11 protein-coding genes are annotated in these 11,692 nt (G+C 40.5%); 4 read left to right on the plus strand and 7 right to left on the minus strand.

The annotated features are described in order from the left end of the window. Positions 1–52 precede the first annotated feature (52 nt). Positions 53–391: a helix-turn-helix domain-containing protein gene (locus NYF15_RS07450; RefSeq protein ID WP_371353211.1), complete on the minus strand. Its 339-nt coding sequence runs from the start codon at positions 389–391 to the stop codon at positions 53–55. A gap of 134 nt (positions 392–525) precedes the next feature. On the opposite strand from NYF15_RS07450, the gene NYF15_RS07455 reads away from it, so the two are divergent. The 3 genes from NYF15_RS07455 (at position 526) to NYF15_RS07465 (ending at position 2,887) form a co-directional block, all read left to right on the plus strand. Next, a complete protein-coding gene (locus NYF15_RS07455) occupies positions 526–807 on the plus strand; it encodes a transposase (RefSeq protein WP_371353212.1) in 282 nt (93 codons plus the stop codon). A gap of 110 nt (positions 808–917) precedes the next feature. Next, positions 918–1,922 carry a thymidylate synthase gene (locus NYF15_RS07460; protein ID WP_371353213.1) on the plus strand — a complete coding sequence of 335 codons (1,005 nt, stop codon included), beginning with the start codon at positions 918–920 and terminating at the stop codon, positions 1,920–1,922. Between the two features lie 41 nt (positions 1,923–1,963). Then, entirely contained in the window at positions 1,964–2,887 is a 924-nt protein-coding gene (locus NYF15_RS07465; RefSeq protein ID WP_371353214.1) for a hypothetical protein, read from the plus strand. Positions 2,888–2,929: 42 nt separating this feature from the next. On the opposite strand, the gene NYF15_RS07470 is transcribed toward NYF15_RS07465, so the two are convergent. The 6 genes from NYF15_RS07470 to gmtY form a co-directional block, all read right to left on the minus strand. Continuing rightward, positions 2,930–3,991 carry an ImmA/IrrE family metallo-endopeptidase gene (locus NYF15_RS07470; protein WP_371353215.1) on the minus strand — a complete coding sequence of 354 codons (1,062 nt, stop codon included), beginning with the start codon at positions 3,989–3,991 and terminating at the stop codon, positions 2,930–2,932. Continuing rightward, positions 3,972–4,322 (minus strand): hypothetical protein, encoded by a 351-nt coding sequence (locus tag NYF15_RS07475; RefSeq protein WP_371353216.1) that lies wholly within the window; start codon positions 4,320–4,322, stop codon positions 3,972–3,974. The genes NYF15_RS07470 and NYF15_RS07475 overlap by 20 nt, the downstream gene beginning before the upstream one ends. A gap of 105 nt (positions 4,323–4,427) precedes the next feature. Beyond that, positions 4,428–4,907 (minus strand): transcription elongation factor GreB, encoded by a 480-nt coding sequence (gene greB, locus NYF15_RS07480; protein WP_371353217.1) that lies wholly within the window; start codon positions 4,905–4,907, stop codon positions 4,428–4,430. A 39-nt stretch (positions 4,908–4,946) separates the two neighbouring features. Continuing rightward, positions 4,947–5,567: a gamma-mobile-trio protein GmtX gene (gmtX, locus tag NYF15_RS07485; protein WP_371353218.1), complete on the minus strand. Its 621-nt coding sequence runs from the start codon at positions 5,565–5,567 to the stop codon at positions 4,947–4,949. Beyond that, a complete protein-coding gene (locus tag NYF15_RS07490; RefSeq protein ID WP_371353219.1) occupies positions 5,560–9,603 on the minus strand; it encodes a VPA1269 family protein in 4,044 nt (1,347 codons plus the stop codon). The genes gmtX and NYF15_RS07490 overlap by 8 nt, the downstream gene beginning before the upstream one ends. A gap of 140 nt (positions 9,604–9,743) precedes the next feature. Beyond that, positions 9,744–10,943 carry a gamma-mobile-trio recombinase GmtY gene (gmtY, locus tag NYF15_RS07495; protein WP_371353220.1) on the minus strand — a complete coding sequence of 400 codons (1,200 nt, stop codon included), beginning with the start codon at positions 10,941–10,943 and terminating at the stop codon, positions 9,744–9,746. A 521-nt stretch (positions 10,944–11,464) separates the two neighbouring features. Between gmtY and NYF15_RS07500 the strand changes: the two genes are divergently transcribed. Further along, entirely contained in the window at positions 11,465–11,650 is a 186-nt protein-coding gene (locus NYF15_RS07500) for a hypothetical protein (RefSeq protein ID WP_371353221.1), read from the plus strand. Positions 11,651–11,692 lie beyond the last annotated feature (42 nt).

An 11,692-nucleotide genomic window follows, 5' to 3' on the forward strand; every position in this document is an offset into this window, starting at 1 on the left:
ATCCCTCCATCTTGATGTGCGAAGTACTTTATTTTTCTTTTTTAATTGTTGTTTACTTTGTTTCAGGCAGCTGGCACTCATTTTTTAGTTCTTCTCGCAGCTTACTTAAGAGGGCTTCTTGTTGATTTGGCAGCAAGGTATTAAAAAGAATAACTAATTCTGCCATTTCCTCAGTTTCACAGAAAAAATAATTGAGAGGGACATTTAGTTCTTCTCCAATGTGTTTCAAAGTTTGCAGATCGGGTATGTGTCTACCCTTTTCGTAGTGGTTCATTCGACCACTCGCTGAGCTTGGCTCAATGCCAATTCTGATCCCCAATTCTTTCTGAGATATTTTTGCTCTTTGCCTAGCTTCTTTAAGGCGCTGAGGCAAAGGATTCTTAAATGCCAAAGACGTTTCATTTTAATTATCGCGAATGCTTAGATTGTCTAAGTTTTAATTTACCATGTATACTTAGGAATTCTAAGCTTTGTGTTGTGGGTGCAACGACACATAGTTACAACTGAGTTTAGAAGAGGGTCTAAGTGTCAAAAGCCTATCCGTCAGCTATAAAGCGAGAAGTATTAGCTTTGATCATTGAGCGTGGGATTAGCTATCGTGAAGCGGCAATTCTCACCGGGGCGTCTTACAGTACTGTTCGACGTTGGGTCAGAGAAGCTGAGGTGCGAGCAGTAGTTAAAAAAGACAAGTATATTGTTCGACAGCTTGAAAGCAGGCTAGAAAGTGCAGTTAAAGAAAGAGAAATATTAAAGCGGGCGGTCATTATTTTTGCCAAAGAGCTTGGGATTCGTTGGTCATCTAACTAAGTAGTTATCCCCTTCCCCATGAAGTGTTAGCTCAATTAATAAGAATAATATTTGGACGTTTATCCACCTTTTCTTGTAGAATCATAAGGTAACAGCAGGGAGGGGTTGTATTGAGCGCGAGACATATTGAAGGAGAAACGGTTGATGACATCTTAATGAATGTCTTCGACCTGCTTCGTAATAGTAATCGGATTGAAAAAGCTACAAAAGGCGAGTTTCGTGAGTTTGATAGCTGCCTGTTAACTCTCAATAATCCAATGGCAAGGCTGAGCCGAACAGAATTAAAAGAAACAATCTTTAGCTGCCTTGGTGAACTCTTTTGGTACTTGTCCGGTTCAGATGATGAGAGCTTTATATCATACTACTTAAGTGTATATAAAAAATATGCAGAAAATGATGGCACGATTAATGGCGCTTACGGTAAGCGGCTTTTTTCTTGTGACGGGAAATATAACCAGTTTTCTCAAGTAATCTCGTTGCTAAAAAGCAAACCCTCTACCAGACAAGCTGTTGTCCAACTATTTAGCCCCAAAGACACTTCCAAGCAGTACAAAGACACACCATGCACTCTTAGTTGGCAATTTATGATACGAGAGAACAAACTCCATATGTACACGACCATGAGGTCAAATGATGCATACAGGGGCTTACCGCACGATATCTTTGTGTTTACTATGCTTCAGGAGTTAGTTTCGAAAATGCTTGGTATTGAAGTAGGGGCTTACCATCATTATGTGTCCAGTCTGCACCTCTATACAGAGGACGTTGAACTCGCGGAGCGATACATCCAAGAAGGATATCAGAAAAGCGCTCCCGTTATGGGTGGTATGCCCGCAGGTTTTAACTTAGAACCTGGAAAGAATAAGGGTCTTATTAGGTATGAGAGATTGATTAGAGAGGGAAGAGTTAATGAGATTCTATTTGATAAAGTGCCCGAGTACTGGCAAGAAATATTAAGATTACTCGAAGCGTACAACATTATAAAACAAAATCTAGAAGGCTCCTTCGACAAGCAGCAAACTCTGGAACGATTAAGTGTAATTAGAGCAAGCTTTAGCACCCAGTTCTATAGAGAAATTATAGATAAGCGAGCTAGGAAAATTCAGGGAATATAGGATGTGAAGTCATGTTGACTAGGAAAACTCAGTTATCTCGAATGACTAAATTGGAACAGGGGCTTTTGTCTTTTCATAGCGATGTGGAGCCGATAGAAATCATTCTGGATGAGCAAACCAGAAATACTTTAATTCTTCAGTTGATAGACAGCATCAGACGGATTGAATATGTTGAGGCCATATCTGCTAGGGAGATTTCGACACAAAGACAAGATCCAAACAGCACACTGTTTGATCCAATCCGTGCCGCACTCAAATATAACAGGGAAGGGAATTACGATGAAGCTTGTTGGCTGATTTTCCTTTTTACTCATTTTGGTAAGAATGAGGATACTGGATGGCAACTCTGCAAGGATATATACAGTGGGTATGGGAGTGATTCTTGGACTTGGGAACGCATATCTAGCGAGCCTAATGAATTTGAAGCTTGGTACCGTAAAACTTACCCTATGTTTTTGAATGATGGTGTGCCAAGGAAATATGGAAATCACCGAAAATATGAATCTTTAAAGCCTGATGCCAGACGCCCTATCCCTAAAATATTTAGTAGCTACATCAACTGGGTCGGTGCTACAAGAAGCCATTTCGCAAAATTTGCTGAGGCGCAGTATTTTGCTAATGAATCCCAATTAGATCTGTTTGAGTACTTATATAAGTCAATGAGTGCCGTTTTATCTTTTGGGCGGACAGCTAAATTTGACTATCTAACTATGTTGAAGAAAGCAGGCTTATTAGATATTGAGCCAACGAAATTGTACTTGGGAGGTTCTACAGGGCCTATCGCTGGGGCACGATTATTATTTGGTGAAAACTATACCGTCGGTTGGACCGTTGACTCTTTTGAAGAGCGGCTAAAGGAACTTGCTTCATATCTAGGTTTAGATTTATTGGGTATGCAAGTCCTAGAAGACTCTTTGTGTAACTGGCAAAAAAATCCCCGTAAATACAAATATTTCAGAGGGTGATTTAAAAGCTAGAATAGTGGTAATTAAGCTAAATTGATTGCTTTACTGCCACTTATATCTGGTTTTAAGCTTATTCAAGTGAGTATGGGGAATAAGCCTTTTATGTTGAAGTTGGCCTACAACAATCCCAGGAGAGATATTTAATTTTCTTGCGAACTTTAAAATCTTTCTTAAATCTTTATAAGTTAGGGTTTTCAAGTAGCCCTGATGCTCAGGGGGAATCAATAAGTCCATAGCAAACTTATTTGCGTCTTGCTCGTATTGATCGGTGTTGTCAGAAATCCCCTCAATGAAAGTCATTCCTTCATGGTGTAACATTAAATGCCCTAGCTCATGAAACAGAGTGAACCAGAAATGATCATCAGTTAAGTGACGAAAGCTCATGACAACAATAGCGCGCTTGTCTTCGAAAAATGTTGCACCGCTGGCCCTACAGCCTTTTACGCCCCTGACTACGGCCAACTTGATACCACACTTATTCAAAACTCCTTGTAAGTTGGGCAAAAAACTTGCCGGCTCTTTTATCTGAGTTAAGGATCTGATTTCACTGAGGCTGTTTTCTAATAGTTTACGGTCAAAACGTGTAACTCTTTGCTCTGAAGCTTGTAGTTCCGCTATTCGTAACCAAGTTGCTATAGATAGCGGTGTTGAATCGAATGAATTTGACGTTTTAAATGCAACTTCTGACAGTTTACTTTTATATGCAGTATCCCAGTCTTCTATAGATCTGACACCGAAAAAACGAAGGCATTGATGAACTTTGTCTGGTTTTTGCAGGCGTTTATCTATGAAACCTCTAGATATTAGGTCGTTTAAAGGAAGTTGTTCTAACCAAGTTTCACACTCTTCAGCTTGATGAGAGAGAGAGTCCCTATATCGGTGCTCTCGATTAAGCCAGAATTCTTTGGGTACTGAAAAGATAGATTCTAATCTAAGAGCAATCTGAGAGTTAATTTTTAGAGAGCCTCTTATTAACTTTCTGTAATCTTCTGCGGTGATACTGAGAGTGCGACAGATGCTACCTACATCTAGGTTTTTGTCAGTTATTAGTTCACTTATTGTCTCACCCGGAGGTGAACACCAGTTAGGCTGAAAACTCTGCATTTCCTCTCCTTAGCTCGCGAATATCCATTAGTTTCAAACGAGTTACATGTTCCCACATCAGTTGATTATTTTTATCTAGTGGGGGGGATTGATGATTGGCTTCAAATATCAAAGAAATTGATCCCGATATCGAAACAACCCAGACCTCTATATTGTTTATATTTATAAAATAAGGTTCCCCTAGGACCATATCCGAGTAATTTCGGCAAGCCTCAATATCTGAAAGTCTAGCGCACAATTTGTCGGCTACCACTTCTCCCAGCAGCTTTTTCGCTGCTGAGTAGGATTCACAGATTTGCCTTAGCTCCTTGCTACTAAATGCTACTTCCAATACTTTCTCACTAGATGAAATTAGGCGTTAGAAATTAATTGCAGTATCAATGTTAAACTAAAAGCTGGCTTTTGGAAATGTCAGATTTGATCGTAAAAAAATCTCTTATTTATTCACATATTCAATAGAGTTCACATACCACTCTTTGTAGCCTTCAGGAGTTTTTACCTGAAAGTCGTCGTCCACTTGTTTGCCTAATAGTGCCCTCGCCATTGGTGAGTCGATAGAGATATATTCCTTGTTATCACCATAAATCTCTTCAGGGCCTACGATTCTGAAGCGTTTGACTTTGCCTTCGTCGTTTTCTATTTCTACCCATGCACCGAAGAATACTTTTCCTTCTTGCTCTGGTGAGTAATCAACAATTTTAAGGTCTGGAAGCAACTTTCTTAGGTATCTTACGCGCCGATCAATTTGGCGCAATAATCGTTTGTTGAAGGTGTAGTCAGCGTTTTCAGAGCGATCACCCAAGCTTGCAGCCCAAGAAACAATTTTTGTTACTTCAGGACGCTTCTCAAACCACAAGTGGTCATGTTCTTGGGTTAGTCTTTGATATCCAGCTCGTGTGATTAGCTTTGTTTTCACCTATTTCTCCGATGGGGGTTTTATCTTCTCGGACGTAATTTAGAGATTTTCGATTGCTTTTGCCAGAGCATCAAGTGTTGCTACAGGAAAAAAGGTCTTGCCTGTGTCTTTATCGACCACGCTTCCATTTTTTCCAACTTCTAGATTGAAGCGCCTGAAAAACTCATTAGACATCAGGTATTCCAATGCTTCCTTTTCTTGGATATTAAGCTTACGACCAGCATAGGAAGTAGCGACACCGTCATAGACCTCGATAACTTGGTCAATTGGCACTATTTCTCGCGCAATCTCCTCTGCTTTTTTCTTTTGTGCATCGAGAATGTTCACCTGTAGCCGTAAAGCAGGATCTTCAATCTCATCTATCCAAGAGGAGTGTGGTCCACGGTTTTTACTCGGCTTTGCTATTTCATAGTGCTTAGCAAATGCAGCGATTAGTGACCGATATTTTTCTCCTGTTTTATTGCGAATACTTTGTGCTGCGGGCACTCCATTCGATTTTCCTTGCTGGGCGATATTACTGCAACTGAAGTCTAACACTCCTTTTTTTACTTGCTCCTCACATGTCTTGTAGATTGCCTCTAAAGACCGTTGAACTCGATTAGAAGCTCCTTCGGTCAGAAAGGCGAGGGCTTCTTTTGGCGTACCTTGTTGTTTATTCATAAGACTCTATCCGTTTACTTGATGAAAGGACTAGATTATTAATCTCCTCACGAGTTAGGCTGTTGTTGAGAGCCAAATCATCTAAAGACAAAGAGCCTTCAATTAACCTGTCCAGCTTTTCCCAAGAGCTGAGTTTAACCAGCATGAGCTCGACCATCTGATTACCAATTTTCAGCTGTTCTTCATCCGATAGCTCAAAAAACGTGGGGGCAATCCTGTTTCTTTTCATCATGCTATCGAGCATTTGAGAGCGCTTAGATAGTGCGCTTCCTGGTAAGCAAGACTGATAAACTTCTGCGTTTTCACAAACTTCACATAGTTGGTGGAACAAGGAGGCTTCGATGGCCTCGAGTTTTATTTCAAAATCTTCGGATGTTATTAATTGGTAGGGTTTATCAGCTTGTCCCGCTTTAGAGCTACTTAATACTTTTTGGCAGTTCTCAAGGTGGTGGTGTATCAAATTTAAGTCGTTAACCAGTAAGTCTAGTTTTTTAGCCCGAGTTTCGATTTCAGAATTTAACTTTCTTCGCTCAGACTGTAATTTTAATTTAGCCTCTTGGGCTTCTTGTACGGGCTGACTGTTCTTAGATTTCTCATAGATATCATGAGAAATTACTTCGATCTTTTCTACTGTGTTATCAAGCTGATCTAGCAGAGAAGTGTGCTTTTTAGATTGTTCATTAGTTGCGTAGCTGATTTCATTTCCGAGGGCGGCAAGGCCGCCAATAAACGCAGGCCCAGTAATAAAGAAGCGACAGGCAATGCAGTTTTGCTCACCCAGGTAGCCGGCATTAACTGGTAATCTTATATTGCTTTTAGGCCCAGAAAAGCCGCCCCCTTCGTAGCAGAATGCACCTCCTACAGGGCAAATGCCGAAGTCTTTAAATAAATAGCTGCTTCCAGGTCGATTGTTATTGAGCGTGTTCAAAAAACTGGGATCTTTCGCGGTTAACTGGCCTTTACACTCTTCAATTCGGTGATTTTCAATTTGGCGTTGTATTGCGGCACTTGAGTTTTGAAGTGCAAGCTTTTCTCCTTTGCCCATTCGCTGATGAAGGTTTAAACCTGACTCGTCGCTTTTCACATAAATAACTGTCATGATAATTGAAGAGTGGCCAGCCAGTTTCATAACAACCTCAATAGGTAAACCAAACTCATTTATGTACGAATTAATCAAGCTGACACGCATTGAGTGGGGAGTATATTGAGAGCTAAAATGGCTAAGATTCACAAATTCATGTTCAGGATCAACGTTCTCTTTAGCCCACTCTCTGTAGTTTATATTTTTGAAAAGGGCATTGGACATTTCGTCTTTACCAGAGAAAAATAATGCAGCTGCAAGTCGGCCAGCTAATCGTCCGCTAAAGTGCCCTGGTTCAACTCCTCCCAACTCTCGGAACAGAAAACAGTTCGAGCCTTTATTTTGTCTTTGGCTATCATTGAGATGTGTACGCTTACAATTTAGCCAATGAGTTGGTTTAGTTATTGGGTTATATTTCTGCTGCCACTTCCGCAATTTAATTAGCCAGTAAGCCAACTCTGTAGGCATGTAAGGTATGGAGTAGCCCTTTCCATTGAGGTGGGTTTTATTCGAGGTGTAATAAACTCCAAAGTCCCCCCGGCTAGATTGGCTAATCATCCCTTGATTGCGCGTCTGTCCTTTTAGGGGATTATCATTAATTATCCAATGTAATTTATTTTTCTTAAACTCGGCGACCTCAATGTCAGCTTCACCTGAGTCACAATAAACTATTTGCCGGCCTCTTGCTGGAAGCTGCATCAAGGCATAGGTATAAGTCCAATGACAAGGGTTCCAAATATACGTTTTGCCGTTGACCTGTTTAGTTATGCAATCTTTATCTTCGGGATTGATTTGTACTGAGTCAGGAATACGCTCCCAATCAGCTGAAAAATTATGTAAGTGGGTAAGGTCTGCGTAGTTTGAGTTAGTTACGTGAGCATCTGCTGTAAAAATCCAGTCTCTTGCTCGCTTAGTGTATTCATAAGGAAGTGCTAATTTATCGGTCTCACCACGAAAAGAGGGTGATGCAATTTCATTGTCAAAATTGATATAGCGAAAAGGGTTCCTCGCATCATTGACACGGCTAACCTCTCCCGTGTCTGAGTCCTCAATCGTCAAATACATTTCAAGAACCCAATTTAAAAACTCAGAGACTGAGGCTAACCATTTCTTTTTTCGAGTAATTGGAGTGGAGTTCAGTATCTCAACAAAGCTATTTACAGGTGAATCTTGTTTTACTAAAAAATCGAGAGGTGATAAGGGTAGGTGGTTCGGGACAATAAATTCACGAACAAACTCACACAGGTCCTTTTCTTTAGTTTCACCTGCACGGGCTGACTTTAAGAATTCACTTATGTATTCTCCCCAGACCCTCAGTTCAGGATCAAAATACCTTACTTTGTATGGTGCTGGCGTCCCGAAGTAGTCATACCAATGAATCCAGCCTTGATCTTTGTATACTTCATGAGGTGTTTTGGGTAAGCGAGGGTTGGCAAGTGCAATACACAGCTTTTTGTATGCACTTATTGTTTTAATCTTGTAAGTACGGGTTATTTCTTTAGCCGTTTTAAAATCATACGGCGTAGGTATATCTAAGAGCTGATACCAACTTACCCATTCACCCGAAAACTTTTTATCTGGCTTTGAAGGTAAAAAAGGGTACTCTGATCGAATTTCACGGTAATGTTTTGAATTGCGTATTTGGAGGATTTTGCATGTGCGTTTGAGTTCATCAAGTGTGTTTATGGTATGGGGCAATAAAAATTGCTTCCATCCTTTCCACTCTGATGGATACTGCTTAAGTGGGCTTTGCGGTAACCGCGGATCTTCTTGATATCGTGATTTGTACTCCATGCTGTTAACTATGCCCAGCTTTGCTGTGGCATTTTTAGCTTCTTTGTAAGTTTTATAAAGTTGCTTTTGTGGACCTCCAATAAAGTCGCTCCACCCTAGCCATTCTTCACTGTAAACTCTATAAGGGGATGCGGGTAAATTGTCTACCTCTTTATACCGATGCTGGTATTCTGTAAGCGTAGTGATATTCAGCTTCTTCACCACTTTCTTTGCTTCTGAGAAGCTAAGCATTTGTTTCCCTAAAAAGTCTCCCCATGATAGCCATTCGGATACATAATACCTACTCGGCGCACTAGGTAGTCTGGGATCTTTCTCTCTGGCTAAGGCGTATTCATTGGCGCGCTTTAAGCCCAATTTACGGATTATTTTCTTGGCCTGTTCATAGGAGTATAAGGGTAAGTCTCCAAGCAGGAAGTGGGACCATGATATCCAGTCACTTTTATATTTAGTGTCAGGCGTACTTGGTAGCCGAGGGTCGGCTTTATAAAGATCTCTGTATTCTCTAGATGTTGTTATAGATAAGCGCCGTACCGCCTCTTGGGCTTCATTCAGGTTTGGATATGGAGTTTCAGTGCTAGCAATAGTGCTAGCAACGTAGTTTTTCACAGGTGGCTTTTTTTGTTGTTTGTTGGGCTTTTTAACTCCGGTAAAGTGCTCCCAACCTTGCCAATCCTGTTTATATTTCGAGGATGGAGAGGATGGTAATTTAGGATCCTGTTTATGCCTATTAATGTAATCAATGCGATCCTGAAGGCCTAGCTTAATGGTAGCCTGCCGAGCTTCTTCATATGTAGGGTATAAGGCCCAACTAGTGCCCAAAAACTGCTTCCATCCATGCCACTCATCTGGGTAAGTTGCATCTGGTCGTGAAGGTAAGAGAGGATCTTCTTTTCGTCGATAGGCATAGGCAGTCTTGGATTTGATGCCAAGATTTTTGGCACTCTTTTGAGCTGCTTCGTAAGTCGGGTGGAAAAAGGTACTGGGCTTGCCTAGGTAATCTTCCCACCCACGCCATTCACCCTTGTATCGTATTGCTGGGCTACAATGAAGACGTGGATCGCCTTTATACTTGTGGTGATAGTCTATCTGGCTAGTGATATTAAGTTTTTTTACGGCGATTTTGGCTTCTTCGAAGCTATGGAATTTAGTACGTCTTCTCATTTTCAATGGTTCTCATCATTTCTCGAATATCTTCTTCATGGGGTTGGGTATAGGTGTTGCTGCTCATTGGACTTTTGTGGTGCATGCTTTTTTGAATTGTTGTTTTACTCAATCCAGCGCTTTGTAATCTGTATCCGTAGCTATGTCTGTGTGTGTACAGATAGCCCCAAAGCTTTTGAAGGGGTTAAACCTATTCGCTCTAGTGCTCGGTCATATTTGCTTTCAAAGTTCTTTCTGGTTTCTGGGGCTCCCCTACGATTACAAAACAAATAAGGGTGCGCTGGTGTGCTAGGGCGTTGACCTGATGCCAAATACTTTTGCAGGGTTATTAAGAATAGAGTGGCGGCTTGATGAGGGAAAAAAAGCACAGTGAAGGAGTTGTTCTTCGAAGTTAGCATTGGGGTTTTCCAACCCGAATGTATCGTTTTAGATTTTGGATACAGATGTCTAGGTAGGAGGCCGTACTTAACGTTTAGATAATGTGCCCTATTCTTGAACTGCTTCTCTGGAGGAAAACCATCGCTTGGATGGAAAACCGATACAATTGCCGAATTATCTCTTGTGTCTATAGACACATCTTCCACGTAAATATGAAAGCATTCTGACAATCTAAGCCCACCATAATGCATGAGCATAACGACAAAATGGGCGCAATAATCCGGCTCATCAATAACTTTGATTTGACTTCCATCCTGAACCTTTCGTTTAAAACGTAAACCGAGGTCAAGGAGCGGGCTCAATTGTTCTTCTGGAAAGCGTTTCGAAGATTCAGTCGCAAACATATGAGGGTTATAAGATTGAATTTCTCTTATTACATGCATGTTTGGTTGTGATTGCGGTGACGATAGGTGATTTAGAAAAAGGTTGGCTTGTCGCCGATAGTAACTGCACCATAGTAGGCGTTGTTCGGCTGAATTTGCTTTCCGAAAAGGGCTGATTGTGGGGACTTCAACCCCATTGAGGTAATCTAAGTGATCACAATATGCATTGATGTGGCCTAAGAGGGCGTTAACATTTTCTACTCGCCGAGGCTTCCAAAACAAGCCCGATGGATCATTACCCGAGGTATCAATTGTTCCTGTGGATAAGCTCAAAAAGAAAGAGCGCAGTAACTCAGTCGTCGTCGAAAAGCATGCTTGATTTGCGTTGATATATTCAAGAAGTAACTTAATAGCCTGAACACTCTTTTCACGCCAACTGGGAGATTTGTTATATCGTGCGACCAGAAATCTTAGGTGGGATAGGAGCAATCCTGATTCAGTAAACAGAGCGGGCAGAGTTAGTGACCTACCTGTTCTATCTGACCTGTATTCAACGAGTTTTTTTATGACGTAGGGCATGAGAACAATATCAGCATTATCTTATTACGTATCGATATTGCCCTAGGTGTAAACTGTTATCAATTAAATAGATTGCTTTTCTATATTTAATTTTTTTTTTCGGGTAAAAAGAGGTGTTCTGTGATGCGATTAAACTTACCTAAAGGTATTTTTTAAGTCTAATAGAGCATAACAGATTGAAAACCTTTGAAATGCAACTTAATTTACACAAAACCAATAATTACTGAATTTGTGTCCTTTAATTACTCTATTGAAAATAATTTTAGAGTCTTAGGGGTTGTAATAGAGTAAAAAATAATTATAATGCGCGGACTTTGCTCATAAATCACTCAGGTGATTCTTGGGGGAATTAGCTTTTTGTCACGACTAATTTCAAAAAAGTTCTGTTTTTCTCACTGTTAAAGTGTTAAAACTGTATTTAACTACTACTCTAAACATTAGAGTAGAGCAATGTGCGTAGCTGTTTTGAAACGCCTTTCGGGCAATTAATTTCATATAAAAGCGATAAAAAGGATTAACATATGCCAGAACAAGTATATTCAGGTAAAAACGCCGATTCTAAAAGAATGCGTACTGAAAATGCGTCTTCACGTTCACGTGTGCGACTGTACGCACGAGGCAATGTTAATATCCAAGCAGATCGCTTCGTAACTCAAGAAGAGAAAGACGAGCGGAAAAAATCTATTTTGTCTTTTTCATTTGCTTAATTGTTAAAAAACAGTTGACGTAATTTAGGATTTTATTAAGAA

Source organism: Pseudoalteromonas sp. 68 DY56-GL68 (assembly GCF_041414825.1).
Classification (GTDB): domain Bacteria; phylum Pseudomonadota; class Gammaproteobacteria; order Enterobacterales; family Alteromonadaceae; genus Pseudoalteromonas.

Coding starts and splice junctions, on each gene's coding strand:
- NYF15_RS07465 (WP_371353214.1), top strand. CDS start 1,964: ATGACTAAATTGGAACAGGGGCTTTTGTCTTTTCATAGCGATGTGGAG.
- NYF15_RS07470 (WP_371353215.1), bottom strand. CDS start 3,991: ATGCAGAGTTTTCAGCCTAACTGGTGTTCACCTCCGGGTGAGACAATA.
- gmtX (WP_371353218.1), bottom strand. CDS start 5,567: ATGAATAAACAACAAGGTACGCCAAAAGAAGCCCTCGCCTTTCTGACC.
- NYF15_RS07490 (WP_371353219.1), bottom strand. CDS start 9,603: ATGAGAAGACGTACTAAATTCCATAGCTTCGAAGAAGCCAAAATCGCC.
- gmtY (WP_371353220.1), bottom strand. CDS start 10,943: ATGCCCTACGTCATAAAAAAACTCGTTGAATACAGGTCAGATAGAACA.
- NYF15_RS07500 (WP_371353221.1), top strand. CDS start 11,465: ATGCCAGAACAAGTATATTCAGGTAAAAACGCCGATTCTAAAAGAATG.